Consider the following 25,114-nt stretch of genomic DNA (forward strand, 5'->3'; position numbering starts at 1 on the left):
ACCATGACCTGCTTCCTCTGCCTGCAATGCGGGGTTCAGTTCGCGGCCAAGGAGACGCCGCCGCAACACTGCCCGGTCTGCGAGGACCAACGGCAGTTCGTCCGCTGGGAAGGCCAGGCCTGGATCACGCCGCAGGAGCTCGCCGCCGGGCATCGGCTGTTGATGCGGGATGATGCCGGCGTGCTCGGCTTCGGCATCGAGCCGCGCTTCGCCATCGGCCAGCGGGCGCAACTGGTGCAGACGCCGCACGGCAATGTGCTGTGGGACTACGTCTCGATGGTGAGCGACGAAGCGGTGGCCGAGATAAACCGGCGCGGCGGCCTGGCGGCCATCGCCATCTCGCACTGCCATTTCTACTCGGCGATGGCTTGTTGGAGCGAGGCGTTTGGCGGCGTGCCGGTCTATCTCCACGCCGACGACCGCCAATGGATCATGCGGCCGCATCCCTCGATCGTCAGCTGGCAAGGCGAGACGTTTGCCCTCAATCCATCGCTGACGCTCGTCCGCTGCGGCGGCCACTTTGCCGGCAGCCAGGTGCTGCACTGGCAGCGCGAGGGCGGCAACGCCCTGCTGACCGGCGACACCGTGCAGGTGACGCCGACTCGCCGCTATGTCAGCTTCATGTACAGCTATCCCAACCAGATACCGCTCAACGCGGCAGCCGTACGCCGCATAGGGGCGGCATTGGAGCCATTCGACTTCGACGATATCCGCGGCGCATGGTGGGACCTGAACATCATCGGCGGCGCAAAGGCGGCGTTCAACGCATCGGTCGCTCGTTATCTCGCCGCCATCGCATGATATCAGATCGAAAATGCGAGAAAATCCGGTAACAAATGCCTATGTTGGTGCGAATATGAGGCTGCAACCAAGAACGAGCCGCCAAGGCTGAGGAGATCAAATGGACACCCACACCTACCCCGTCACCCGCACCGATGCCGAATGGCGCGCCCGGCTGACGCCGGAGCAGTATGCGGTCATGCGCAATCACGGCACCGAGCGGCCGGGCAGCTGCGCTTTGCTCTACGAGAAGCGCGCCGGCACATTTTCCTGCGTCGGCTGCGACCAGCCACTGTTCGAATCCAAGCTGAAGTTCGAGAGCGGCACCGGCTGGCCGAGCTTCAACGACCCGGTGCCCGGCTCGATCGAGACCACTGTCGACCGCAGCTACGGCATGGTCCGCACCGAGTGCCATTGCTCACGCTGCGGCAGCCATCTCGGCCACGTCTTCGAGGACGGCCCGCCGCCAACCGGCCTGCGCTATTGCATCAACGGCGTGGCGCTTAATTTCGAGCCGGCGGCCTGACGGGCATCGCGTAGAATTCCGGCAAAGGGCGGCTTCGGCCGCCCTTTTTCATGCTGCGTTCCGCCCGCTCAGACCACAACCGTGGCGATGAGCCAGAGCGCCGAGCCCAGCAGCGTCAGCGCGGCCTTGGCGCCCGATTGCTCAGCCGTCCGCCAGACCGCGATAGTGAGGAAGATGTTGTAGGGTACCGGTGCGAAATGCACCGCCAGCACGAGCCCGAGCGGCATCTTCAGCCCAAGCAGGATCAGAGCGACCACGGACGAGGCAATGCTGATCCCCGTCCCGACCAGCAGCATGTCGCGCCAGAACAGCCGGTCGATCGGCACCTCACCTAGCCAGCGCGCACGGAAGAAGCCGCCGTTGCGTTTGGCCCGGCCAGGCGCCGCGCCCGTCGCATCGAGATCGTCCATCGATCGAGCCTTCGCCACCTCAGCATGTTCTAAAAACGCACCGCGGACGGCGCAGAAATCCGCCGCCAAACCATATATGATCACGGAGCTGTGATCCGTATAGCATTCTGCCATCCGCGCAAACATGGAGGCGTTCGAAATGAGCGATCATGTCTACAACGTTCTCTTTCTTTGCAATGCCAATTCCGCCCGTTCGATCATGGGCGAAGCTATCTTGAACCGGGTCGGGGCAGGCCGCTTCAAGGCCTATTCCGCCGGTGCGCGACCGAAAGGCAGCGTCAACCCTTTTGCGCTTCAACTGCTGGAAAGCCTGAACTACGACACATCCTTTGCCCGCTCGAAAAGCTGGGACGAGTTCTCCAGGCCCGACGCGCCGCGGATGAGTTTCGTCTTCACCGTTTGCGACAACACCGCAAATGAGAGCTGCCCTGTCTGGCCCGGTCATCCGATGACGGCACTCTGGGCGGTGCCGGATCCAGCCAAGGCCAGCGGCACCGAGGCCGAACGGCATCTCGCCTTCGCCGACGCCTATCGCATGCTGAACAATCGCATCGCGGTGTTCACCAATCTGCCGATGGCATCACTCGATCATCTGGCCCTGCAGCAACATTTGGACGACATCGGCAGGGGTGAGCCGTTGCCGAACTGAATCCGGGGCCGCCCTCTGTGACGAGGCGGTCAGACTTGAGGCAGGGATTCGTTTCCGAGCACCGCGACAACAGCGCGCTCGACGCGCGAGCATTCCGTCACCAGCCAGTCAGTCATGGCGGGCCAATTGTCCTCGGCAAAGCAGTTGACCCGCCACATCGAATTGATGCCGAGGCCCTCGCAGCTTTGTTCCGGCCTGAGCTTCAGCCTCCCTTCGATCGCCGGCTGGAACGGCTTCAACCGCGACCAGCTTTGGGTGGCGCCGAACTTCTCGTTGCGGCCAAAAAAGACGCCGACATGGTTCTGCGCCGGCGCGACATACATGGAAATGACCAGGGCGAAGTCAGGCAGCCCGCGCTGCCAGAACCAGGGCCCGCGCCGCACCAGCCGTGCCCTTTCTTCCGGATGCCGCTCGGCGAACAGCGACCAGAAGCCGCGATGGCGGAATTCCGAGGCGCGGCGTCCGCCGAAGTCGAATTCGCTCATGGTTCGATGCTCTCTCCAGCATCACACTCGGCCGAGACTGTTTCGAAATTCGCTCCGGCGAGCCATATGGTGGTGGTTTCGAGAACCGGAGCGGAGCGGACATTCGAGTCCGTGAGCTCAGTTCTACTGCGCTGCCGCAGTAGAACGGGGAAGCGCAGAAAACGCCATCAGATGGCCGGCGGAGTAGAATTTCCAGACAGTCTCTTACACCATGCCGAGCGCGGCCATGTACAGATCGAGGATGGCATCCTCTTCCTGGCGCTCGGCCTGGTCCTTCTTGCGCAGGCGGATGATGGTGCGTATCGCCTTGGTGTCGAAACCGGTGCCCTTGGCCTCGGCGAACACTTCCTTGATGTCGTCGGCGATCGTCTTCTTTTCTTCCTCGAGCCGCTCGATGCGTTCGATGAGGGCACGCAGCTGGCCGGCGGCAACAGTCTGGCTGGTCTCGGTGATATCGTCGGCCATGTTTTTCTCCAAAATTGGTTCTGGGCCGCGACTCGGCGAAAGACGGCGGCAAATTTGAGCCGGTTCGATGCCCGACCGGCGGCGGCGGGTCAAGCTGTTATCGAACAAGGCATGAGGGCTGCCGACAGCCTGCCCTCTCTTTGCCGGCTCTCAAGCGAAGGCTATCAGCAGATCCTTGGCATCGATCTGGTCGCCGGCCTTGACCAGCACCTCGGCGACGGTGCCGTCACGCTCGGCATGCAGCGCCGTTTCCATCTTCATCGCCTCGATGGACAGCAGCACGTCACCGGCTTTCACCGCTTGCCCCGTGGCGACCGAAAGCGCCGAAACCACGCCCGGCATCGGCGCGCCGACATGCGCCTCGTTGCCAGGCTCGGCCTTACGGCGCGCCTTGGCGGCGGAGGCGCCATGCGCCCGGTCCGGCACCTTCACGCGCCGTGGCTGGCCGTTGAGCTCGAAGAACACCGTGACCATGCCCTTGTCGTCCACATCGCCGATGGCAAGGCACCGCACGACCAGCGTCTTACCCTTCTCGATGTCGATGAAGATCTCGTCTTCCGATTTCATGCCGTAGAAATAGGTCGGCGTCGGCAGGACGCTGACCGGGCCGTAGGTTTCCTGCGCGCCGGCGAAGTCAGTGAACACCTTCGGATACATCAGCCAGGAGGCGAATTCGTATTCCGAGAGCTTGCGCTCGAGCTTCTCCTCGATCTCCTTGCGGCTGGCCTTGAGATCGGCGGGCTTGAGCAGCGAGCCTGGCCGTGCCGTGATCGGCTCGTCGCCTTTCAGCGCCTTCTTCTGCAGCGCCGCCGGCCAACCGCCGGGCGACTGGCCGAGATCGCCGCGCAGCATCGAGACGACCGAGTCCGGGAAGGCAATATCCCTGGCCGGGTTCTCGACATCGGCGACGGTCAGGTCCTGGCTGACCATCATCAGGGCCATGTCGCCGACGACCTTGGATGACGGCGTCACCTTGACGATGTCGCCGAACATCAGATTGACGTCGTGATAGGTCTGCGCCACCTCATGCCAGCGCGTTTCCAGCCCGAGCGAGCGCGCCTGCTCCTTGAGGTTGGTGAATTGTCCGCCCGGCATTTCATGCAGGTAGACTTCCGAAGCCGGCCCTTTGAGGTCGCTTTCGAAGGCGGCGTACTGGTTGCGCACCGCTTCCCAGTAGAACGAGATCTTGCGGATCCATTGCGGGTCGAGGCCCGGGTCGCGCTCGGTGCCCTTCAGCGCCTCGACGATCGAGCCCAGGCAAGGCTGCGACGTGTTGCCGGAGAAGGCGTCCATCGCCGCATCGATGGCGTCGACGCCGCTCTCAACCGCCGCCAGCACGGTCGCCGCCGACAGGCCAGACGTGTCGTGGGTATGGAAATGGATCGGCAGGTCGGTCGCCTCGCGCAGCGCCTTGAACAGCACGCGGGCGGCGGCGGGCTTCAACAGGCCGGCCATGTCCTTGACGGCGATGATGTGGGCGCCGGCGGCCTGCAATTCGCTGGCCAGGCCGACATAATATTTCAGATCGTATTTGGCCCGCGCCGGATCGAGAATGTCGCCGGTGTAGCACATCGCCGCTTCGATCAGCTTGCCTTCGGCGCCGACCGCGTCCATGGCGACGCGCATGTTCTCGACCCAGTTCAGGCAGTCGAAGACGCGGAACAGGTCGATACCGCCGCTCGCCGCCTGCTTGACGAAATGCTGCACGACATTGTCGGGATAATTGGTGTAACCGACGCCGTTGGCGCCGCGCAGCAGCATCTGCAGCAACAGGTTGGGCGCCGCCTCGCGCACCAGCGACAGCCGCTCCCAAGGATCCTCGGTAAGGAAGCGCATGGCGACGTCGAAGGTCGCGCCGCCCCAGCATTCGAGCGACAGAAGCTGCGGCAGGGCGCGCGCATAGGTGCCGGCAATATTGGCAATGTCGTGCGTGCGCATGCGCGTCGCGAGCAGCGACTGGTGGCCGTCGCGCATCGTCGTATCGGTGACCAGAACTTGCCTTTGTTCGCGCATCCAGCCGGCGAATTTTTCCGGACCGAGCACGTCCAGCTTCTGCTTGCTGCCGCCCGGCACATTGCCGTTGAGATAGGGCACGACCGGTGCGGCCGCATCGGCCTTCGGCGTCGGCCGGCCGCGCGTCTCGGGATGGCCGTTGACGCTGACATCGGCCAGATAGTTGAGCAGCTTGGTCGCGCGGTCCTGCCGCTTGACCTGCTGGAACAGCTCCGGCGTCGTGTCGATGAACTTGGTCGTGTAGGAATTGTCGGCGAAGCTCGGGTGGTTGATGATCGCTTCGAGGAAGGTGAGGTTGGTGGCAACGCCGCGAATGCGGAATTCGCGCAGCGCCCGGTTCATGCGGGCAATGGTCTCGGCCGGCGTCGGCGCCCACGCCGTCACCTTCTCCAGCAGCGGATCGTAGAAGCGGGTGATGACCGCGCCAGAATAGGCGGTGCCGCCATCCAGCCGGATGCCGAAGCCGGTGGCGCCGCGATAGGCGGTGATGCGGCCATAGTCCGGGATGAAATTGTGCTCGGGATCCTCGGTGGTGATGCGGCACTGCAAGGCATGGCCGTTCAGCCTGATATCCTTCTGCGCCGGCACGCCCGATTGCGGTGTGCCGATGGCGAAGCCGTCGAGGATGTGGATCTGCGCCTTGACGATATCGATGCCGGTCACCTGCTCGGTGACGGTATGCTCGACCTGGATGCGCGGGTTGACCTCGATGAAATAGAATTTTCCGGTATCGGCATCCTGCAGGAACTCGACCGTGCCGGCGCCGATATAGCTGGTCTCGCGCGCGATCTTCAGCGCGTAGCCGCAAAGCTCCTCGCGCTGCGACATTTCGAGATAGGGCGCCGGCGCCCGCTCGACGACCTTCTGGTTGCGGCGCTGGATCGAGCAGTCGCGCTCGAACAGGTGCACGGCATTGCCATGCGTGTCGCCAAGCACCTGCACCTCGACGTGGCGGGCGCGCTCGATCAGCTTTTCGAGATAGACCTCGTCCTTGCCGAAGGCGGCTTTCGCCTCGCGCTTGCCTTCCGTGACCTCACGGGCGAGATCGGCCTCGGAGCGGATGGCGCGCATGCCGCGCCCACCGCCGCCCCAGGAGGCCTTGAGCATCACTGGATAGCCGATCTCCTTGGCCAGTTTCTTGACCGCCTCCATATCGTCCGGCAACGGATCGGTGGCGGGAATGACAGGCACGCCGACCTCGATGGCGAGATTGCGCGCCGCGACCTTGTTGCCGAGGCGGCGCATCGTGTCCGGCTTCGGCCCGATGAAGGTGATGCCCGCTTGCGCGCAGGCTTCGGCGAATTCGGGGCTTTCGGACAGAAGCCCGTAGCCGGGGTGGATGGCATCGGCGCCCGAGAGCCGGGCGACGCGGATCACCTCCTCGATCGACAGATAGCTCTCGATCGGCCCCATATCCTTGGTGAGATGCGGACCGCGCCCGACCTGGTAGCTCTCGTCGGCCTTGAAGCGGTGCAGCGAATATTTGTCTTCCTCGGCCCAGATCGCCACGGTTTTGAGGCCCAGTTCATTGGCCGCGCGAAAGACGCGGATGGCGATTTCTGACCGGTTGGCGACGAGGATCTTCGTGATGGCCAAGGACTGGGCTCCAGCAGCGGAAGGAACGGGAAATCGGTGCAATGATTAGCGTGAAAATGCTGCAGTGCAAACAAAATCAGCGCCGGTTTAAACCGATTTAAATCAATTATCCGGCCAACACTCGCACGCCTTAGCCCCCACGGACGGAACAATGGCGACAATTTCGATCCTGGATGCGATCTCTCCAAGCTGGGAGGAGCCCACAAAGAGGCTCATCGGCCACCGGAATGCGCCAAAGAAAATGCCCGGCGCGTTGCGCCGGGCATCTTGGATTTCAGACCTGCCAGAGCAGCTTATTTCGGGAACCAGGAATACTTGCCGTCGTCCTTCTTCTTCCACTCGTACATGATGTAGCCCGGCAGCTTCGGGTCGCCCTTGGCGTCATAGGCGAGATCGCCCAGCACGCTCGGGAACGGGCCGCTTTCATGCATCGCCTTGGCAACGGCCTGCGGGTCGTTCGTCTTGGCGGCGGCAGCCGCCTCGGCGACCACCTGCACGGCGGCATAGGCGTAGAGCGTATAGGCTTCCGGCTCGAAGCCCTGCGCACGGAACTTCTCGACGAGTTCCTTGTTGGCCGGGATCAGGCGCGGATCGGGTCCGAACGTGTTGAGCGTGCCGGCGACAGCGTCGCCCGCGATCGCGGCGAGTTCGTCCGTCACGATGCCGTCACCCGACATCATCGGTGCCTTGAGGCCCTGGTCCGCCGACTGACGGATGATCAGGCCGGCTTCGGTGTGCAGGCCGCCCCAATAGATCAGGGTGACGCCGGCTTCCTTCATCTTGGCGATGAGCGCCGAGAAGTCCTTGTCGCCGACATTGACGCCTTCATACATCACTTCCTTGACGCCGGCGGCGTTCATCGCCTTCTTGGTTTCATCGGCGAGGCCCTGGCCATAAGGGGTCTTGTCGTGCACGACAGCGACCTTGGCATCCTTGAAGTTCGCGGCGATGTAGGCGCCGGCGATGCTGCCCTGCTGATCGTCGCGTCCGCAGGTGCGGAACACGTTCCACAGGCCGCGCTCGGTGAACTTCGGGTTGGTCGCGGCCGGGGTGATTTCGACGATGTTGTTTTCGGCGTAGACTTCCGAGGCCGGGATCGAGACGCCCGAGTTGAAGTGGCCGATCACGAACTTGACGCCGTCGCCGACGAACTTGTTGGCGACCGAGATGCCTTGCTTCGGATCGGAGACGTCGTCGCCGACTTCGAGCTTGATCTGCTCGCCGTTGATGCCGCCCTTGGCATTGATCTCGGCGACCGCCGCCTCTGCGCCCTTCTGCAGCTGTGCGCCGAAGGCCGCGTTCGGACCGGTGATCGGACCGGCAACGCCGAATATTACATCAGCCCACGCGTTGCCGCCGAACGCGACCAGCGCGGTCAGGGCGACGGCGGACAAAAGTGTCTTTTTCATTTAAACGCTCCCATTAACGGAGTGGGCGTGGATGAAGCTTTCATGCGATGCCCACCCTTATCGCAGAAAGCATAGTTTGCCGATTTTCAGGCACTTGTCACGCCGATTCATCCTTGACGCGGCGTTAATGATGAACGTCAACCTTTCGGCTTCCAGCTCAAGATTGAAGCTCTTTCGTAGAGCCAATTATACTGTGTGACCATCTGGTTGGTTCGTGTGTATTGATAGCCGACGAAGCCCAGTATCATCAGCACGATGGTGTCGACGATATAGTACTGCAGCGAGAACATCGTGCCGTCGAACAGCGCGTGATGGATGAAGCGGATGCCGATGCCGAGACCCAGCAGATAGGCGAAAAGCTGGATGAAGGAACGCCATGTCTGGGCGCTGGCCTTGCCGGTCATCCAGGCCGCCCAGCCGCCGAGCAGGCAGGTGACGAAGAAGAACTGCCAGATCGAGGGTTCCTCATAGAGAATGCCCTGCATGATGAAGTCTCCCTAGCACGATCCCGAAAAGTTGCAGACTTTTCGGATAAGGATCATGCGACAAACAAACAAGTTGGAGCGGGATGCCGGATGCACATTCCGCCCCAAACTCAGTGATGTCCACCTTCGAGATAGGCGGCGCGCACTTCCGGATTGGCGAGCAGTTCCTTGCCGGTGCCGCTCATCGTCACATTGCCGTTGACCATGACGTAACCGCGCGTGGCGAGCTTCAGCGCACCGAACGCGTTCTGCTCGACCAGGAACACGGTCAGCCCTTGCGTGCGATTCAACTCGCGGATGGCGTCGAAGATCTGCTTGACGATCAGCGGCGCCAGGCCCAGCGACGGCTCGTCGAGCAGAAGCAGCTTCGGCCGCGCCATCAGCGCGCGTCCGATCGACAGCATCTGCTGCTCGCCGCCCGACAGCGTGCCGCCGCGCTGGGCGATGCGCTCCTTGAGCCGCGGGAACAGCGTGAACACCTTCTCGACGTCCTCGTCATAGTGCTTGAGGTTGTCGAGGCTGGCGCCCATTTGCAGGTTTTCCATCACCGTCATGCGCGGGAAGATGCGCCGGCCTTCGGGTGATTGGGCGATGCGCATGCGCGCGATCTCGTGCGTCGGCAACTGGGTGATGTCGGTGCCGGCGAAGGTGATAGTGCCGGTGCGGGCGCGTGGGGCCCCGAAAATGGTCATCATCAGCGTCGACTTGCCGGCGCCGTTGGCGCCGATCAGCGCCACGATCTCACCTTCCTTGACGGTGACATCGACGCCGTTCAGCGCTCGGATGTTGCCGTAATAGGTCTCCACGCCCTTGATATCGAGCAGCGTTGTCCCGGCCATTATTTACGCCCCCCACGCGGCTTGGCTGTCGAGGATTTTCCGGTCGGCTTGGCCGTGGCCCGCTCAGAAGGCTTTCTTGGCAAATTGGCCCTTGCATCGACCTGTGCCGCCTTGGAGGCGCCCTTCGACACCGTGACGCGCTCGCCCTCGCTGTGTCCGACGGTGTCGGTCACAGGTCCGGCCAGGTATGACGACGATGTTCCCGGCCCATGCGCGGCATCCGGCCCTATGTCGAGCTGCTCGATGACGTCCTCGTCGCCGACCTCGGTCAGCACGGTCTCGACCTCCTCGTCGTCAACGCCGAGATAGGCGGCGATGACGCGCGGATCGGTGCGCACCGACTGCGGATTGCCGTCGGAGATCTTGCGGCCATATTCCAGCACCACGACATGGTCGGAAATCTGCATGACCACCGACATGTCGTGCTCGATCAGCAGGATCGAGGTGCCCGTGTTGTTCTTGATGTCCATCAAGAGCTCGTTGAGCGCCGCCGATTCCTTCGGGTTGAGGCCGGCCGCCGGCTCGTCGAGACACAGAAGCTCCGGTCCCGTGCACATGGCGCGCGCGATCTCGAGGCGCCGCTGCGCGCCATAGGGCAGATCGCCGGCCGGATCATCGGCGCGATCGACGAGATCGGCCTTCTCCAGCCAATGCCTGGCCAGCTCCATCGACTCGGCCGAGGCCTTGCGGTAACCGCTGAAGCCGAACAGGCCAAGCACCGTATAGCCCGATGCCTTCATCAGCTTGTTGTGCTGGGCAACCAGAAGGTTCTCCAACAGCGTCATGCCCGAGAACAGCCGAATGTTCTGGAAGGTGCGCGCGACCTTGGCGCGCGCCGGGATCTCATGGTTGGGCAGCCGTTCCAGCAGGTAGCTGGAACCATCGGCCCGGTTGAGCGTGATCATGCCTTCGGACGGCTTGTAGAAGCCGGTGATGCAGTTGAACACGGTGGTCTTGCCGGCGCCGTTAGGCCCGATCAGCGCAGTGATCTCGCCGCGTCTGGCGGTGAAGGACAGGTCGCCGATGGCAACCAGGCCGCCGAACTTCATCGACAGATGTTCGACCTGCAGGATGGCGTCGTTCATTTGCGTGGTCACATTCATCAGCCGTGACCCTCCTTGGTGAAGGAGCTTGAGACAGCTCTTCGCTCCTTGAGGAAGGCGGTCGGTTCACGACTGCCGACGAAGCCGCGCGGCTTCCACAGCATGACGATGACCATGGCCATGCCGAACAGAAGCATGCGGTAGAGTTCGGGGGTGAAGTCCGGCCCGAAGATCTGCTTGAGGAAGTCGAGTTCGCGCAGCGCCTCGGTGCCGCCGATCATCACCATCGCGGCAACCGCGATGCCGACCAGTGAACCCATGCCGCCGAGAACGACGATGGCAAGGATGATGGCCGATTCCAGGAAAACGAAGGATTCCGGGCTGACGAAGCCTTGCCGCGCGGCGAAGAACGAGCCGGCGAAGCCACCGAACATGGCGCCGGTGGCGAAGGCGGTCAGCTTGGTAGTGGTGGTGTTGATGCCGAGCGAGCGGCAGGCGATCTCGTCCTCACGCAAGGCTTCCCAGGCGCGGCCGACCGGCAGACGGCGCAGCCTGATGGTGACGAAGGCGGTAAGCAGGCACAGGCCCAGGATCAGATAGTAGAGGAAGATCTTGTAGTAGGCGCTCGAGGTCGCGAGATGCAGAACCTTGGCAATGTAGTTGGGGTCCGACACGTTGAAGGTCATCAGGCCGAAGAAGGAAACCTTGGGAATGCCGGAGATACCGGCCGACCCGTTGGTGACCTCGCGCCAGTTGATGAGTACCAGGCGGATGATCTCACCGAAGGCGAGCGTCACGATCGCCAGATAATCGCCGCGCAGGCGCAGCACGGGGAAGCCGAGCAGCACCCCCCAGAGAGCGGCCATGCAGCCCGCGGCCGGCAGCAGGATCCAGAACGACAGGCCGTAATGCGTGGCAAGAAGCGCATAGGCATAGGCACCAAGTGCATAAAAGGCGACGTAGCCGAGGTCGAGCAGGCCGGCAAGGCCAACGACGATGTTCAGCCCCCAGGCCAGCATCACGTAGATCAGGATCTGGATGCCGAAATTGTCGACCCATTTCAGCGAGCCCTGCAGCCCTCCTGCAATCGACCAGGCGTTCAGCGACAGCACCGCGACCACGAGGATCGGGTACAGCACCAGCGCTGTGATGCCCAATTTGGTGAAGTTGGCATGGATGAAGGCGCGGAAGTAGTAGATCACGCAAGCCAGCAGATAGATGATCGCCAGGGCGCGCAGGAATTGCAGATAGCCGGCCGGTTCTGCTCCCACCCATCCGGCGAGAGAATTGTTGAACACGAACAGCACCACCGCCGCGACGACAGCCACGATGAAGGCTGGCAGCGTAAAGAACCGTGACCCCACGCTGGCCGGCAACAGACCGGTGGCGACGTTGGCGATCTTTTGGTTGGCCATGAAGGGCTGGCCATAGGCGACATAGAGAAAACGCCCGACGGCCGTGGCGATCACCACGGCGGCGAGCAGGCCCCAACGCTGAGTCAGGACCAGTTCATTGGACATGTTCTGACCGGTCTTCAGACCGATGAACAGCACGAACAGGCCAAGCGCGATGGCGCCGGCATAGAACGCTTCCTTAAGCGCGCGTTGGGTGGGGGTGGCGACGCTGTCGCTCTCACGAGATACGGTCACGGCCATGATCTCAGACCTTTTCGACTTCAGGCCGGCCCAATATGCCGGAAGGCAGGAAGATCAGCACGATGGCCAGGATCGAGAACGCCGCGACGTCCTTGTAGTCGATCGAGAAATAGGCCGACCACATGCTTTCGATGAAGCCGATCAGCAGCCCGCCCAGCACGGCGCCTGGCAACGAGCCGATGCCGCCAAGCACCGCCGCGGTGAATGCCTTCACACCCGGCACAAAACCGTCGGAGAAAGCCACCACGCCATAATACATCAGGAACAGCGTGCCGGCGACAGCGGCAAGCGAGGCACCCATGATGAAGGTGATCGAGATGGTGCGGTCAACGTCGACGCCGAGCAGCGCGGCCATCTTGCGGTCCTGTTCGCAGGCGCGTTGCGCCCGGCCAAGGGAGGTCCTGTTGACCAGGTACCAGAACACCACCAGGAGCAGCGCGGTGACGATGACGATGATGATCTGCTTCAGCGACACGCTGACGCCGTCGATGTTGTAGACTTGGCTGACCATCGGCGGGATCGGCTTGTTGCGCGGACCTTGCGTCACCTGGACGAAGTTCGACAGCGCGATCGACATGCCGATGGCGGTGATCAGCGGCGCCAGCCGGAACGAACCGCGCAGCGGCCGGTAGGCCACCTTCTCGATCGTCCAGTTGTAGAGGCTGGTGAGCAGCATCGCCACGATCATCATGACCAGCAGCGCGATGACCACGGGCACCGAATAGAACAGCGCGCCGAGGATGAGGAAGACGATCAGCGCCGTGAAGGCGCCCACCATGAAAATGTCGCCATGGGCGAAGTTGATCATGCCGATGATGCCGTAGACCATCGTGTAGCCGATTGCGATCAGCCCATAGATCGATCCCAGCGTCAGCCCGTTGATAAGCTGCTGGACAAAATACTGCATGTGTACGTGGCTCCCCTGGAATGTCGCCCATGCAGACGCATTCCTTTTCGTATTTCCCCTAGTCGTAAAGTTTCGAGCCCGGATTGCAACGTGATTTTTTTGACCGCCCCGCGTGTTTCCGATTCACGTCGTTCCGACCGCCCGTTTTCTGCACCCGACCCCTGGACTATCGCGGACCCTATCATTGGCATAACGCAATGTCTTTGACGATTCGGCCGTATCATGCGCCCCGTTTCGAAGAAATCACCGTCAAAATTAGGTGATAAGAGGAATCGTTGCGTTCCTGATAGGGTTCGTCTTTTCGCCACACTCCTTTCCGTAGGGTCAGGATTCTCGTCACGTGACTACGAAACCATGCGCGAACGGATCGCGGTCGTCGATGAAGATCGTGTTCAGTCCGGTCAGGCGCGCCCAGCCGCCGATCGAAGGGATGATCGCCGGTTTGCCCGCGACAGTGACCTCCTTTTCGACCTTGCCCTTGAACAGCGAACCGATGATCGATTCGTGCACGAAGGCGTCGCCGGCCTTGAGTTTGCCCTTGGCATGAAGCTGCGCCATGCGCGCCGAGGTGCCTGTGCCGCATGGTGAGCGGTCGATCGCCTTGTCGCCGTAGAAGACGGCGTTGCGGGCGTCGGCCCCTTCCACTGTCGGCTTGCCGGTCCACAGCATGTGCGACAGCCTGTTGATGCCGGGGTTTTCCGGATGCACGAAGGAATACTTCTCGTTGAGCCGCTGCCGCACCACCGGGCTCCAGGCGATGAGGTCGCCAGCCGAATGGTCGGCCATGTCGCGATAGTTCTCCTGTGGCTCGACGATGGCGTAGAAATTTCCGCCATAGGCGACATCGACGGTGATCTCGCCGAGCCCGGGGCATTCGACCGTCAGACCCTCGGCGTGGAGGAAAGACGGCACGTTGGTGATGCGCACCTCCTCGACATATTCGCCGACCTGTTTGTATTCGGCGATGACCAGCCCGGCCGGCGTATCCAGCCTCAGCACGCCCGGCGTCTTCGGCTTGATCAGCCCGTGTTCGATGGCCATCGTCACCGTGCCGATGGTGCCGTGGCCGCACATCGGCAGGCAGCCGGAGGTCTCGATGAACAGGATGGCGATGTCGCAATCCTCGCGCGTCGGCGGATAGAGGATCGAACCCGACATCACGTCATGGCCGCGCGGCTCGAACATCAGCCCGGTGCGGATCCAGTCATACTCGGCCAGGAAATGCGCACGCCGCTCCATCATCGTCGACCCCTCGAGCAGCGGGCCGCCGCCGGCGACCAGCCGCACCGGATTGCCGCATGTGTGGCCGTCGATGCAGAAGAAGGATTTCTTGGCCATGTCGTTCCTCGAAAAATTTCAAAACCGTTGTGGACCGAAGGGGGCGAGATCAATAGACGCAACCTGCCCCATGATGATTTCCCGGATCAACCGTCCCGTCGCCGCGGCCTGGGTGAGGCCGAGATGGCCGTGGCCGAAAGCATAGACCACCGGCCGGCTTCCCGACGCCTTACCGATGACAGGCACCGAATCCGGCAGCGAGGGCCGGAATCCCATCCATTCGCGCCCGCCCGAGGGATTGAGCCCGGGCAGGAATTGCTGCGCCTTCCGCAACAGCGCCTTCGACCTGGCAAAATTGGGCGGCCGCTCGATGCCGCCGAGCTCGACGGCGCCGCCGACGCGCAGGCCCGTGTCGAGCGGCGTGATGACGAAGCCATGGCCTGAGAAGATCAGCTGCCGCTTCACATCGAAGGCGCTCCTGGGCAGCGTCGTGTTGTAGCCGCGCTCGGTCTCCAGCGGAATGCGGTCGCCAAGCTGTCGCGCCAGAAGATGCGACCAGGCGCCGGCAGCGATGACGAGCTGCCTCGCCTGCCTGGTCGTGCTGTCGGCCAGCATCAGCGTCGCGCCATCCTGGTCCGCCGCGATCTGGTCGATGCGGGCCATTTCAAAGCGGGCGCCCTTGGCCCGGGCATAAGCCCACACCGCCTTGCCGAGCAGTTTTGGATCGGCGACCGTCTTCCAGCCCGGCACGAAGGTGCCCTTGATGAAGCGCGGGGAGAGGCCCGGCTGCAAACCCACCAGGCCTTCGCCCTCGACGTGGCGAAAGCCGATGCCGAAACGCTCGCGCGCGGCCCAGCCCGACAGCGAGGCGCGGAACTCGGCTTCGCTCTCGTAGAGCTCCAGCGAGCCATCCTCGCGCAGCATCGGCCGCGTGCCGGAGCGATCGAGCAGGTCCATCCATTCCGCTTCGGCGAGTTTCATCATGCCGGCCTGGGCGATGAGGCTCGCTTCATACTTCGCCGGCGCGCCGGCGCGCCAGAAGCGGATCAGCCAGGGCAGCAGCCGCGGCAGATAGGCGGGCGGAATGCTGAGCGGACCGAGCGGATCGGCCAGCCATTTCGGCAGGTTCTTGATCATGCCTTTGTGCGCCAGCGGCAGCACGTCCGAGAAGGCGAAGGCCGCCGCATTGCCGGAACTCGTCTCCTCGCAGATGCCGCTGCGGTCGAAGATTGTCACGCTGCGCCCCGCCTCGGCGAGGAAGGCCGCGGCACAGATGCCGATGATGCCGCCGCCGATGATGGCGATGTCCTCACCTCCTCCCCGCTCACGGGGAGAAGGTGCCCCAGCGGCCGAGCGCTGCTCCTGTTCCGGGGATTCGGAATTTCCTGGCACGTCGGTGCTGTCCCTTATTCGGCTGCCACCTGTCTGTCCGCCGATAGAGGAGACGTCTGGAGCGACGGCAGCTTCGGCCGCGCCGCCAGCGCATCCCGTATGATCTTCTCGACCGCCTTGCGGCGCTCGCCCGACAACGGTTGGCGCGGCATGCGCACGCGGTCATTGGTATCGATTGCCAGCACTTCGGCAAGCTTGATGTTCTGTACCAGATAGGTCGAGACGTCGAGATCGAGCAGCGGCCGGAACCAGCGGTATACGGCAAGCGCCTCCTCGCGGCGGCCCTGCTTCATCAGCTGGAAGATGGCAACGGTTTCGCGCGGGAAGGCGGTGACCAGGCCGGCCACCCAGCCGATGGCGCCGACCGACAGCGCTTCGAAGGCGAGATTGTCGACACCGGTGAACAGATCGTAGCGATCGCCAAGCCGGTTGATGATCTCGGTCGAGCGCCTGATGTCGTCGGAGGATTCCTTGATGGCGACGAAGCGCTTGTCCGATGCCAGCTCCTCCATCTGGTCGACGGTGACGTCGACGCGATAGGCGAGCCGGTTGGAGTAGATCATCACCGGCAGGTCGCCGGCCTCGGCGACCGCGCGCAGCGCAGCCACCGTCTCTTCCGCGTTGGTGTGGTAGATCGGGCTCGGCACCACCATCAGGCCATCGGCGCCCTCCCTGGCGGCGCGCCTGGCGATAGCGGCGGCCTCACGGGTGCCCGCTTCGTTGACGGTCAGCAGCACCGGCTTCTTGCCGGCGACTTTCTGCGCGGTCTTCAGCACTTCGATCTTCTCGTCAGGCGACAGCATCGGCCCTTCGCCGAGCGAGCCGCAGACGATGATGCCGTCGCAGCCGGCCTCCATCTGCAGGCCGAAACAGCGCTCCATTTCGGCATGGTCGAGCCGGTCGTCGGCGGTGAATTTGGTCGTAACGGCGGGGAAAACTCCGGTCCACATGGTCGCGTCTCCATCTGATATATCAGCCGTATATCTGTTAAGAAGCCCGCTGTCAATGCAGAATCCGTTATGATATATTCGGGATATATCAGGAGATCGCCTTTGATATCCATGGAAGCAACCATGACGTCCGAGCCGGTGGCGGCCAGGGCCTATCGCGTGCTCGAGCACATGATCGTCACGCTGGAACTGGCGCCCTCGAGCTTTGTCACCGAGGGGGCGCTTATCGAAAAGCTGGACCTCGGCCGCACTCCAGTGCGCGAGGCGATCCAGCGGCTGGCATGGGAAGGGCTGCTGGACGTCAGACCGCGCGCCGGCATCGCGATCGCGCCGCTGCATCCCGGCGACTGGCTGCGCGTGCTCGACGCCCGGCGCGGCGTCGAGGTGGTGCTGGCCCGCTCGGCCGCCCGCTTCGTCACCCGCGAGGCCGCCGACCTGTTTCACGAGGCGGCGCTGGCCATGCAGAAGGCGGTCATCTCGGGCAATGTGCTTGCCTTCATCCAGGCCGACAAGGCGCTCGACGAGGCACTGGCGCTGGCCGCCGACAATCCCTTCGCCGCGCGGCTGGCCGCGCCCCTGCAAACCCACAGCCGCCGCTTCTGGTTCCGCTACAAGGCCGATACGGGCCTGGCCGAATCAGCCGAGCATCATGTCGCGCTGATCCGCTCGATCCTCGACGGCGACGAGGAGGCAGCCGCCAAGGATGCCAAGCGGCTGATGGCGCTGCTGCGCAGCCATGCCGAGGTCGCCGCGACGCGCTGATCGGGCGATCAGATTCCTTGCTTGGTGGCGATGGCGGTATCCTCCCATCCCTCACCGGTCGCGAAGATGCAGCTTCGGCCCTGCACGTCGGTCACCAGCATGGACCAGGTCCCGCTTGCCGAGACATAGATCTCGACAATGGCGGATTGCCCGACCACACCGTAACCGATCTGCTTTTGTTGAAAGGCCTGCGCCAGTCCCGTGACAAGGTCACTGTGGCCGCCGCAGATGAATTGCGCCTGTGCCGATAGCGCCGACAGCGCCAGCGCGGCGCCGATCGCGGCTATCTTGATCCATCGAAACGAAAATCTGTGTGCCATTTGGCACCTCCTTCGCCTTGGCGTTTCCGGCAAAGGGAGGCACATGGGCAGCCCAACACACCGGAACGCTCCAGGCCGGGTTCGACGTCTTCATCACGTCACTCCTTCTGGTTTCCGGTCTGTCGTCAGGAAATTTTATCATTCCCTGGAATCGATATGGTGAGGCCCCGATCCGAAAACAAGCTCCATTTCGGAGCTCACGGCGCGTTGCCGGACGACGATCAGCGTCAGGCTTGCGCGGGCTCGCGAAGTGCCGCCCATTTCAGCAAGGCGTCGAGGGCCGGGCACAGGGCCTGGCCCCAATCGGTCAGGCAGTACTCGACCTTCGGCGGCACCTGGTGGTGGACGATACGGCGAACGATGCCGTCGGCCTCCATCTGCCGCAGCTGTTGGATCAGCATCTTCTGCGAGATCGCTGGGATCGCCCGTTCGAGGTCGGAGAAGCGCAGCACCTTGCCGCCGAAAAGATGAAACAGGATCACCAGCTTCCAGCGGCCTTCGAGGATGCGCAGCACATTCTCGACGCCGCTCGCCGCCGACAACGGCGTCAGTGCCTCAACCTCATTCGGGGGCCGGGCCTTGCCTACAGGACTGCCCTTACTTTCGGGTAAGTACCTTACTTTTTCGTCAGTTCTTGTCATTTCGCCAGTATATCTCATTTTAGAAGCCGGACAAGCGCCGCCGGCCTCGGTGGCGGCGACCCACACCGGAGACGACACCATGACCGCAAACCTTCCGCAGCCGCTGGCCGACTATTTTTCCGCCAAGAACCGGCACGACATCGACGCCATGCTCGTGCCTTTCTCGTCGGACGCCACGGTCAAGGACGAAGGCCAAACCCATCGGGGTTCGGCCGCCATTCGCAGCTGGATAGAGGAAACGACACGCAAATACCGGGTGACCGTCGAGGTCGCCGACGTGACGGTCAACGGCGATAGATGGCGGATCGCCGGCATCGTGTCTGGAAATTTCCCCGGCAGTCCCGCGACGCTCCACTACGTCTTCACACTGGCCGATGACCGGATCACGCGACTGGAGATCGGCGCATGACAGGACGAAATGACGCCGCGCAAAAAAAGGGCGCGGCAAAAGCCGCGCCCTTAGCTCGGTGAAATAAATGTCAGACTTCAGTTCATCGTCGGGATGACGAACTCCGCACCGTCCTTGATGCCGGACGGCCAGCGCGAGGTCACCGTCTTGGTCTTGGTGTAGAAGCGGAAGGCGTCCGGGCCGTGCTGGTTGAGGTCGCCGAAGGACGACGCCTTCCAGCCGCCGAACGTGTAATAGGCGATCGGCACCGGGATCGGCACGTTGACGCCGACCATGCCGACCTGGACACGGCTTGCGAAGTCACGCGCGGCGTCGCCGTCGCGGGTGAAGATGGCGACGCCATTGCCCATCTCGTGGTCGTTGGCGAGCTTGATCGCGCTCTCATAGGTCGGTGCGCGCACCACCGAGAGCACCGGCCCGAAGATCTCTTCCTTGTAGATGCGCATGTCCGCCGTGACATTATCGAACAGGCAGCCGCCCATATAGTAGCCGTCCTCATAGCCCTGCATCTTGAAGCCGCGGCCGTCGACGACGAGCGTGGCGCCTTCCTTGACGCCGGTGTCGACATAGCCTTTCACGCGCTCCAGTGCCTGCGCGGTCACGAGCGGGCCGAAATCGGCGGCCGAATCCGTCGACGGGCCGACCTTCAGGCTCTCGACGCGCGGGATCAGCTTTTCCATCAGCCGGTTGGCGGTGTCGTTGCCGACCGGAACAGCCACCGAGATCGCCATGCAGCGCTCGCCAGCCGAGCCGTAGCCGGCGCCGATCAGCGCGTCGACGGTCTGGTCCATGTCGGCGTCGGGCATGATGATCATATGGTTCTTGGCGCCGCCGAAGCACTGCACGCGCTTGCCGGCCGCGGTGCCGCGCGAATAAATGTAGTGGGCGATCGGCGTCGAGCCGACGAAGCCGACGGCCTTGATGTCGGGATCGTCGAGGATGGCGTCGACGACTTCCTTGTCGCCGTTGACGACGTTGAGGATGCCTGCCGGCAGCCCCGCCTCGAGGAACAGTTCGGCGATGCGGATCGGCACGCCAGGATCCCGCTCCGACGGCTTCAGGATGAAGGCATTGCCGCAGGCGATCGCCGGCGCGATCTTCCACAGCGGGATCATTGCCGGGAAGTTGAACGGGGTGATGCCAGCGACGACGCCGAGAGGCTGGCGCATCGAATAGACGTCGATGCCCGGGCCGGCACCATCGGTGAATTCGCCCTTCATCATGTGCGGCGCGCCGATGCAGACTTCGACCACTTCGAGGCCGCGCTGGATGTCGCCCTTGGCGTCGGCGATCGTCTTGCCGTGCTCGCGCGCCAGTATGTCGGCCAGTTCGTCATAGTCGCGGGCGACCAGTTCGAGGAATTTCATCAAGACGCGCACGCGGCGCTGCGGGTTGGTGGCGGCCCATTTCGGCTGCGCCGCCTTGGCATTCTCGACCGCCGCGCGCAATTCCGCCTGCGAGGCCAGCGCCACCGTGCCGCGCACGGAACCGTCCATCGGCTGCATGACGTCCTGCTTGCGGCCGCTGGTGCCGGCGACACGCTTGCCGCCGATGAAATGACCGTATTCTATCATGATATCTCTCCCTTGTTTGTGATGGCGCATTGTCCGCCTTTGCGGTGGCGAAGGCAACGCGAGGAAGAACGCAACCGTTGTGCGAAAATTAGATAACGATTGACGGGCGGGCATCAATTCTCGCAAATGGCGGATCGCAAGATATCTCCAGGGGATTCCCATGAACTGGGATGACGTCCGCATCTTCCTTGCCGTGGCACGCGCCGGCCAGATCCTTGGCGCAGCCAGGCGGCTGGAGCTCAACCACGCCACCGTCTCGCGCCGGATCGCAGCGCTCGAGGACGCATTGCGCACAAAGCTCTTTCGCCGTCTGACCACCGGCAGTGAACTGACACCGGCCGGCGAGCGTTTCCTCGACATTGCCGAGCGCATGGAGGGCGAGATGATCGCCGCGCGCTCGACCATATCAGGCGAAGGCGACGATATCTCCGGCACCGTGCGCATCGGCGCGCCGGACGGGTTCGGCGTCGCCTTCCTGGCCCGGCGCCTCGGCGAACTGACCGCGCTGCATCGCGAGCTGACGATCCAGCTCGTGCCGGTGCCGCGCTCCTTCTCCCTGTCCCGGCGCGAAGCCGACATCGCCATCACCGTCGAGCGGCCGACAGAAGGCCGGCTGGTGGCGGGAAAGCTGGTCGATTATTCGCTCGGCCTGTTTGCGTCGCGCGCCTACGCCGATGCCAATGGTCTGCCCAAAACCGCAGCCGAACTCGGCCGGCATCCCCTCATCGGCTATGTGCCCGACCTCATCGTCAGCCCTTCGCTCGACTACGCGGCCGAATTCAGCGCGGACTGGCGCACCAGCTTCGCTATTTCCTCGGCACTCGGCCAGGCTGAAGCGGTGCGCTCGGGCGCCGGCATCGGCATCCTGCACACCTTCGTCGCGCGCTCGATGCCGGAGCTGGTGGCCGTCGATGCGGTGGCGCCCATCCGCCGCGCCTACTGGCTGGTTTATCACGAATCGGTCAGGCCGCTGCGCCGCATCCAGATCGTCGCCGGCTTCATCACCAAGGCGGTGGAGCGGGAAAGAAGTCTTTTCCTTTAGAGCAATTCCAGGAAAAGTGTGAGCGGTTTTCCCGGGAAAAGCGCGTTGCGCTTTCCCTTGGGAATTGCGTCAAAACAAAGAGTTAGAGCGGTTCGCCGTTTCCATGAAACGGTGAAACGCTCTAGAGGCGCTCAGGGTCCATCGAGAACAAAAGAGCTCGCCACCCGTTCAGCCTCATCGGCCAATGGCACCCACTTCCGCTTCATTTGCTCGACGCTGTCGCCCGTGAGCCCGCAGGTCACCAGACCGAAGTGTGTGCCGCGTAGCGAAAGCACGACCTTGGCGTGACCGGGGAAGCTGGCGCTGCCGTCGCCGACCTGGAAATCCATATCGGCCATTCGTGCCGGATAGCCGTCGGGAAAGCGGATCAACTTTTCGTTGCTGAAGACCGACGAGGTAAAGGCGGCTCCCACCATCTCTTGCCAGGCCTGCGGCGACCAGCCCGTCTCGAGGAATGCCTTGGGATCGGCGGGGGAATCGGACGCCTGCGGATCATAGAGACCGATCGATACCCGGCAGGTGAGGCCCTGATCGCCGGACTTTATCTTCAGCCGCATCGTCTTGCCGGAAGGCTCCTCGATGGTCCACCCTTCCGGAAAGGTCAGGGAAAATCCGTTATCCTTGTCGTGAACGGTCTTGTCGGCGGCATTGGCCGCCGAGGTGCAGGACAGAAATACGGCAGCCGCAACCGCAAAGCCGATACGCATCACTGATGCTCGCGAAATGCCAGACGGGGACCATGCGCCCGGCAGGTTGTACCGCCGCGGTCATAACACGGTCAGGTGATGGCCGCCGCCTTTTCCTTGCCACAAAACCGGCCAGTGTGGCATCAGGCATGTGGTCGCCGGCCATGGGCAGGCCGCCGGTGGGGAATCGTTCAGAAAGCTGGCGCGGAAAAAATGCGAGCCGTTCTTGCCATCCTGCCGCTGGTGTTCGTTTCGGCCTGCGCCAACCCGTGGACAAAAGTGCCGGAAGCCGAATTGCCCAAGCCGATCCGTTATGTCATGGCGGGCCCCTCGCCTTTCGTCTTCGGCAATTATTGCGGCCCTGGCACCCGCACCGGCGATCTGTCGGCTCGGCCGGTCGACCGCCTCGACGCGGTGTGCCAGACCCACGACGCCTGCTACATCGCCCGCCACAATCATTGCGATTGCGACGGCGCGCTTGTCGCCTCTGCCAGGGCAATCCGGGATGACAGGACGGCGCCACGCAAGATGCGCGACGAGGCGGAATTGCTGATCGCTACCTTCGCCATCCCCGTCTGCAAGGTGTTTCCCCAAGGGTTCATGCCGCCGCGCGACCCGGCACAGTTGAGCGCGATGAAGGCCGGAGCCACCGGGTGAATCGCCACGCATTTGTCATCCTTGCCCTGTTCGGGCAGACCGCCCTTGCCGGTTGTGCCGGCATTGGCCGCAATGCCTGCGATATCCTGCCGGGACAGGTGGCCTGCGCGCGGCCGTCCCTGTCGGCCGGCACGCCTGGAGTCGCGGCTTCGCAGTTTTTTGGCGATGCCGGCGCCAGCGACTACGAAAGGCGCTTCCTGGCGCTGCTCGCCCACAACCAGCTCGGCGCCATGGATCGCGCCAACGGCACCGGCCCGTTCGGGCGCAACCGTCGCGATGTGCAGAACAGCGACTTCCAGGCGACCTATTCGACGCTGCAGCAACTGGCCGGTCCGGTTGCCAGGGCGCATCTGCCGCCGGCAAATGGCAGCGGCGAGGGTCATTTCGACGGACGCTGGCGGGTGTCGCGGCAGACTCTCTACATCGACGCGGCAGCGCGGCCCTCGGCCCCCAAAAATTTCGATTTCTCCGGCCTGCAGGCGCGCAGCGTCGAGATCGTCGTGCGCCAGGCCGGCGAGCAGCCGGCCGAGATCGAGGCCACCTGCGACGGCGCCTTGGCGATCCGCGCGGCCGGCGCCTCGCGCACCATCACCGCCGGCGCGGCATTCCGCTTTCGCCTGGCGGGCGAGGACGACACGGTCAGCCTGTTTCCCAGCGACAGCCTGAACCGCTGCACGGCAAGGATCCGCTCCAGCCTTGCCCCGGCCGGTGCTCCGCTTACCATCCGACGCGAAGAGGCCGCGGATCCGGCTCTCGCCAGCCTCGACAGCCGCTATGAGCGCTGTCCGGTCCCCGACAGCGCCGGCCTCGACGCGCTCGAGCGCGTCTTCTATGCCAGCCGCTGGCTGTCGCAGACCTGCGCCCTGCCGATCGGCGAGCTCCGGCTGCTGCGCAAGTCGCGCGACGGCTTCAACGCCAAGGTCGAGGCGCTGATGGGCGCACCGCTGTCCGATGCGGCAATAGACAAAGGCGACCCGGAGCTGCCTCTCGATTTCTCCAAGGCGCCACGGCTGAAGCTGATCTATCTGTCCTCGCTGGAATTCAAGGCGGACTTTTCCGGCTGCATCATCGAGCGGTTGATCCGCCATCATGCCGCCCTTGGCACCAAGGTGCGCATTCTGGTCACCGACGTGCTGGAGCGCGAAAAGGACGACGCCATGCTGCACCGGCTGGCGGCGGAGTTCCCCAATGTCGAATTGCAGGAATATCGCTGGCGCGCCGATCATGGCGCGCCGATCGACGAGCAGATTTCACAGCTGCACAAGACCCATCATATCAAGATGCTGGCGACGCTGGCTGTGGACCCAGCGCGCTCGCGCGTCATCATCGGCGGCCGCAACATCCATGACGGCTTCCTGTTCCACAGTCCGATCGACCTGTCGCGCTATCCGGACCTGCAGCAATACGGCAAGACCGACGGCTTTTCGCTGAACTACTATTCGAACTGGAGCGACTTCGACATCGAGTTCGCCGACCGGGCGACGGTCGAGACGCTCGCCGCGCATCTGTCGACAATATGGTTGCGCGATGCCGACACCAATCTGGCGCGCCCCTTCTCCATCCCGGTGCGTGGAGATGGCCGCCCCCGCGGCAATGCCCGGCATTTCATTTCCGTGCCCTATGAGGACGACCATGCGCTGGAGGGCTATTTTGTCGAACTGGTTGACGCCGCCCGGCGCCATATCCAGATCGTCAACCCCTACCTCAATCTGACGCCGAGCCTCGCCCAGGCCTTTGACCGGGCGCTCGCCCGCGGCGTAAAGATCGACATTGTCGGCCGCATCGACCTCAAGGGCGATATTGGCGGCAAGTTCCTCACCGCGCTCAACAGGCTGTTCGTCGAGAAATATGGCGACCGCATCAACATCCGCGAGTTCAAGGCGCCCGACGTGGTGCTGCATTCCAAGATCATGATGATCGACGAAAGGCTGGTCGCCATCTCCTCGGTCAACCTCAACAACCGCAGCTTCTTCCACGATTCAGAGAACGGCATGATGGTGCTCGATCCCGCCTTCTACGTCAGGATGAAGCCGATCTATGACGACTATCTCGCCCATTCGAATCCGGTTTCCGCCAACGTGACGATCCCATGGGCCTATCGGCTGCTGTTCGATGAAGCCTGGGTCAGGCAGGCATTCTGA

General features: G+C 63.3%; 24 protein-coding genes and 1 pseudogene. 8 read left to right on the top strand and 17 right to left on the bottom strand.

From position 1 onward, the window contains the following. Positions 1 to 3 precede the first annotated feature (3 nt). Together MAFF_RS16560 and msrB are read left to right on the top strand one after the other, a co-directional pair. The gene (locus MAFF_RS16560) at positions 4 to 801 is read left to right on the top strand and encodes a hypothetical protein (RefSeq protein ID WP_010912077.1); all 798 of its coding nucleotides are present in this window, start codon (positions 4 to 6) and stop codon (positions 799 to 801) included. A gap of 100 nt (positions 802 to 901) precedes the next feature. Next, on the top strand, positions 902 to 1,306 hold the full coding sequence (msrB, locus tag MAFF_RS16565; protein ID WP_010912078.1) for a peptide-methionine (R)-S-oxide reductase MsrB: 405 nt from the start codon (positions 902 to 904) through the stop codon (positions 1,304 to 1,306). A gap of 68 nt (positions 1,307 to 1,374) precedes the next feature. On the opposite strand, the gene MAFF_RS16570 is transcribed toward msrB, so the two are convergent. Next, a complete protein-coding gene (locus tag MAFF_RS16570) occupies positions 1,375 to 1,716 on the bottom strand; it encodes a hypothetical protein (RefSeq protein WP_032933846.1) in 342 nt (113 codons plus the stop codon). A 139-nt stretch (positions 1,717 to 1,855) separates the two neighbouring features. Between MAFF_RS16570 and MAFF_RS16575 the strand changes: the two genes are divergently transcribed. After that, the gene (locus MAFF_RS16575; protein ID WP_010912080.1) at positions 1,856 to 2,365 is read left to right on the top strand and encodes an arsenate reductase ArsC; all 510 of its coding nucleotides are present in this window, start codon (positions 1,856 to 1,858) and stop codon (positions 2,363 to 2,365) included. A 29-nt stretch (positions 2,366 to 2,394) separates the two neighbouring features. Here MAFF_RS16575 and MAFF_RS16580 read toward each other — a convergent pair whose 3' ends face one another. The 12 genes and pseudogenes from MAFF_RS16580 to MAFF_RS16635 form a co-directional block, all read right to left on the bottom strand. Beyond that, positions 2,395 to 2,850, bottom strand: a complete 456-nt coding sequence (locus MAFF_RS16580; RefSeq protein WP_010912081.1) for a hypothetical protein — start codon at positions 2,848 to 2,850, stop codon at positions 2,395 to 2,397. Positions 2,851 to 3,054: 204 nt separating this feature from the next. Then, positions 3,055 to 3,315: a DUF2312 domain-containing protein gene (locus MAFF_RS16585; protein WP_010912082.1), complete on the bottom strand. Its 261-nt coding sequence runs from the start codon at positions 3,313 to 3,315 to the stop codon at positions 3,055 to 3,057. 150 nt (positions 3,316 to 3,465) lie between these two features. Beyond that, a complete protein-coding gene (pyc, locus tag MAFF_RS16590) occupies positions 3,466 to 6,924 on the bottom strand; it encodes a pyruvate carboxylase (protein WP_010912083.1) in 3,459 nt (1,152 codons plus the stop codon). Between the two features lie 293 nt (positions 6,925 to 7,217). After that, on the bottom strand, positions 7,218 to 8,333 hold the full coding sequence (locus MAFF_RS16595; protein ID WP_010912084.1) for a branched-chain amino acid ABC transporter substrate-binding protein: 1,116 nt from the start codon (positions 8,331 to 8,333) through the stop codon (positions 7,218 to 7,220). Between the two features lie 137 nt (positions 8,334 to 8,470). Next, the gene (locus MAFF_RS16600; protein WP_010912085.1) at positions 8,471 to 8,818 is read right to left on the bottom strand and encodes a DUF6867 family protein; all 348 of its coding nucleotides are present in this window, start codon (positions 8,816 to 8,818) and stop codon (positions 8,471 to 8,473) included. Positions 8,819 to 8,928: 110 nt separating this feature from the next. After that, the gene (locus tag MAFF_RS16605) at positions 8,929 to 9,657 is read right to left on the bottom strand and encodes an ABC transporter ATP-binding protein (RefSeq protein ID WP_010912086.1); all 729 of its coding nucleotides are present in this window, start codon (positions 9,655 to 9,657) and stop codon (positions 8,929 to 8,931) included. 17 nt (positions 9,658 to 9,674) lie between these two features. Next, positions 9,675 to 10,760, bottom strand: a pseudogene (locus tag MAFF_RS16610) (ABC transporter ATP-binding protein); the annotation flags it as partial. Next, on the bottom strand, positions 10,760 to 12,355 hold the full coding sequence (gene livM / locus MAFF_RS16615; RefSeq protein ID WP_010912088.1) for a high-affinity branched-chain amino acid ABC transporter permease LivM: 1,596 nt from the start codon (positions 12,353 to 12,355) through the stop codon (positions 10,760 to 10,762). The pseudogene MAFF_RS16610 and the gene livM, both read right to left, overlap by 1 nt. Positions 12,356 to 12,359: 4 nt before the next feature. After that, positions 12,360 to 13,262, bottom strand: a complete 903-nt coding sequence (locus MAFF_RS16620) for a branched-chain amino acid ABC transporter permease (protein WP_010912089.1) — start codon at positions 13,260 to 13,262, stop codon at positions 12,360 to 12,362. A gap of 336 nt (positions 13,263 to 13,598) precedes the next feature. Continuing rightward, entirely contained in the window at positions 13,599 to 14,600 is a 1,002-nt protein-coding gene (locus tag MAFF_RS16625) for a 4-hydroxyproline epimerase (RefSeq protein WP_010912090.1), read from the bottom strand. Between the two features lie 18 nt (positions 14,601 to 14,618). Continuing rightward, positions 14,619 to 15,932, bottom strand: a complete 1,314-nt coding sequence (locus tag MAFF_RS16630; protein WP_010912091.1) for an NAD(P)/FAD-dependent oxidoreductase — start codon at positions 15,930 to 15,932, stop codon at positions 14,619 to 14,621. A gap of 14 nt (positions 15,933 to 15,946) precedes the next feature. Next, positions 15,947 to 16,882 carry a dihydrodipicolinate synthase family protein gene (locus tag MAFF_RS16635; protein WP_010912092.1) on the bottom strand — a complete coding sequence of 312 codons (936 nt, stop codon included), beginning with the start codon at positions 16,880 to 16,882 and terminating at the stop codon, positions 15,947 to 15,949. A 69-nt stretch (positions 16,883 to 16,951) separates the two neighbouring features. Between MAFF_RS16635 and MAFF_RS16640 the strand changes: the two genes are divergently transcribed. After that, entirely contained in the window at positions 16,952 to 17,644 is a 693-nt protein-coding gene (locus tag MAFF_RS16640; protein ID WP_010912093.1) for a GntR family transcriptional regulator, read from the top strand. Between the two features lie 8 nt (positions 17,645 to 17,652). Here the strand turns inward: MAFF_RS16640 and MAFF_RS16645 are convergent, their stop codons facing one another. Together MAFF_RS16645 and MAFF_RS16650 are read right to left on the bottom strand one after the other, a co-directional pair. Beyond that, positions 17,653 to 17,964 (bottom strand): hypothetical protein, encoded by a 312-nt coding sequence (locus MAFF_RS16645; protein ID WP_044548392.1) that lies wholly within the window; start codon positions 17,962 to 17,964, stop codon positions 17,653 to 17,655. Positions 17,965 to 18,191: 227 nt separating this feature from the next. Next, on the bottom strand, positions 18,192 to 18,515 hold the full coding sequence (locus MAFF_RS16650; protein ID WP_044551005.1) for a winged helix-turn-helix transcriptional regulator: 324 nt from the start codon (positions 18,513 to 18,515) through the stop codon (positions 18,192 to 18,194). 169 nt (positions 18,516 to 18,684) lie between these two features. On the opposite strand from MAFF_RS16650, the gene MAFF_RS16655 reads away from it, so the two are divergent. Next, entirely contained in the window at positions 18,685 to 19,014 is a 330-nt protein-coding gene (locus MAFF_RS16655) for a nuclear transport factor 2 family protein (RefSeq protein WP_010912096.1), read from the top strand. Positions 19,015 to 19,091: 77 nt separating this feature from the next. Here the strand turns inward: MAFF_RS16655 and MAFF_RS16660 are convergent, their stop codons facing one another. After that, positions 19,092 to 20,588, bottom strand: coding sequence for a CoA-acylating methylmalonate-semialdehyde dehydrogenase (locus MAFF_RS16660; RefSeq protein WP_010912097.1), 1,497 nt, complete (start codon positions 20,586 to 20,588; stop codon positions 19,092 to 19,094). Positions 20,589 to 20,748: 160 nt separating this feature from the next. Here MAFF_RS16660 and MAFF_RS16665 point away from each other — a divergent pair, with 160 nt between their 5' ends. Further along, positions 20,749 to 21,630, top strand: coding sequence for a LysR family transcriptional regulator (locus tag MAFF_RS16665; RefSeq protein ID WP_010912098.1), 882 nt, complete (start codon positions 20,749 to 20,751; stop codon positions 21,628 to 21,630). Between the two features lie 131 nt (positions 21,631 to 21,761). Here MAFF_RS16665 and MAFF_RS16670 read toward each other — a convergent pair whose 3' ends face one another. Continuing rightward, positions 21,762 to 22,337, bottom strand: coding sequence for a hypothetical protein (locus MAFF_RS16670; protein WP_044548393.1), 576 nt, complete (start codon positions 22,335 to 22,337; stop codon positions 21,762 to 21,764). Positions 22,338 to 22,529: 192 nt separating this feature from the next. Between MAFF_RS16670 and MAFF_RS16675 the strand changes: the two genes are divergently transcribed. Beyond that, positions 22,530 to 22,973 carry a hypothetical protein gene (locus MAFF_RS16675; protein WP_010912100.1) on the top strand — a complete coding sequence of 148 codons (444 nt, stop codon included), beginning with the start codon at positions 22,530 to 22,532 and terminating at the stop codon, positions 22,971 to 22,973. Beyond that, positions 22,970 to 25,114, top strand: a complete 2,145-nt coding sequence (locus tag MAFF_RS16680; RefSeq protein ID WP_044548394.1) for a phospholipase D-like domain-containing protein — start codon at positions 22,970 to 22,972, stop codon at positions 25,112 to 25,114. Before MAFF_RS16675 ends, MAFF_RS16680 begins: the two co-directional genes overlap by 4 nt.

Source organism: Mesorhizobium japonicum MAFF 303099, from assembly GCF_000009625.1.
GTDB classification, from domain to species: domain Bacteria; phylum Pseudomonadota; class Alphaproteobacteria; order Rhizobiales; family Rhizobiaceae; genus Mesorhizobium; species Mesorhizobium japonicum.

Excerpts from the sequence above, each read along its gene's own strand:
- MAFF_RS16560 (WP_010912077.1), top strand. The coding sequence starts at position 4 with ATGACCTGCTTCCTCTGCCTGCAATGCGGGGTTCAGTTCGCGGCCAAG.
- msrB (WP_010912078.1), top strand. The coding sequence starts at position 902 with ATGGACACCCACACCTACCCCGTCACCCGCACCGATGCCGAATGGCGC.
- MAFF_RS16570 (WP_032933846.1), bottom strand. The coding sequence starts at position 1,716 with ATGGACGATCTCGATGCGACGGGCGCGGCGCCTGGCCGGGCCAAACGC.
- MAFF_RS16575 (WP_010912080.1), top strand. The coding sequence starts at position 1,856 with ATGAGCGATCATGTCTACAACGTTCTCTTTCTTTGCAATGCCAATTCC.
- MAFF_RS16580 (WP_010912081.1), bottom strand. The coding sequence starts at position 2,850 with ATGAGCGAATTCGACTTCGGCGGACGCCGCGCCTCGGAATTCCGCCAT.
- MAFF_RS16585 (WP_010912082.1), bottom strand. The coding sequence starts at position 3,315 with ATGGCCGACGATATCACCGAGACCAGCCAGACTGTTGCCGCCGGCCAG.
- MAFF_RS16595 (WP_010912084.1), bottom strand. The coding sequence starts at position 8,333 with ATGAAAAAGACACTTTTGTCCGCCGTCGCCCTGACCGCGCTGGTCGCG.
- MAFF_RS16600 (WP_010912085.1), bottom strand. The coding sequence starts at position 8,818 with ATGCAGGGCATTCTCTATGAGGAACCCTCGATCTGGCAGTTCTTCTTC.
- MAFF_RS16605 (WP_010912086.1), bottom strand. The coding sequence starts at position 9,657 with ATGGCCGGGACAACGCTGCTCGATATCAAGGGCGTGGAGACCTATTAC.
- livM (WP_010912088.1), bottom strand. The coding sequence starts at position 12,355 with ATGGCCGTGACCGTATCTCGTGAGAGCGACAGCGTCGCCACCCCCACC.
- MAFF_RS16620 (WP_010912089.1), bottom strand. The coding sequence starts at position 13,262 with ATGCAGTATTTTGTCCAGCAGCTTATCAACGGGCTGACGCTGGGATCG.
- MAFF_RS16625 (WP_010912090.1), bottom strand. The coding sequence starts at position 14,600 with ATGGCCAAGAAATCCTTCTTCTGCATCGACGGCCACACATGCGGCAAT.
- MAFF_RS16635 (WP_010912092.1), bottom strand. The coding sequence starts at position 16,882 with ATGTGGACCGGAGTTTTCCCCGCCGTTACGACCAAATTCACCGCCGAC.
- MAFF_RS16640 (WP_010912093.1), top strand. The coding sequence starts at position 16,952 with ATGATATATTCGGGATATATCAGGAGATCGCCTTTGATATCCATGGAA.
- MAFF_RS16645 (WP_044548392.1), bottom strand. The coding sequence starts at position 17,964 with ATGGCACACAGATTTTCGTTTCGATGGATCAAGATAGCCGCGATCGGC.
- MAFF_RS16655 (WP_010912096.1), top strand. The coding sequence starts at position 18,685 with ATGACCGCAAACCTTCCGCAGCCGCTGGCCGACTATTTTTCCGCCAAG.
- MAFF_RS16660 (WP_010912097.1), bottom strand. The coding sequence starts at position 20,588 with ATGATAGAATACGGTCATTTCATCGGCGGCAAGCGTGTCGCCGGCACC.
- MAFF_RS16665 (WP_010912098.1), top strand. The coding sequence starts at position 20,749 with ATGAACTGGGATGACGTCCGCATCTTCCTTGCCGTGGCACGCGCCGGC.
- MAFF_RS16670 (WP_044548393.1), bottom strand. The coding sequence starts at position 22,337 with ATGCGTATCGGCTTTGCGGTTGCGGCTGCCGTATTTCTGTCCTGCACC.
- MAFF_RS16675 (WP_010912100.1), top strand. The coding sequence starts at position 22,530 with ATGCGAGCCGTTCTTGCCATCCTGCCGCTGGTGTTCGTTTCGGCCTGC.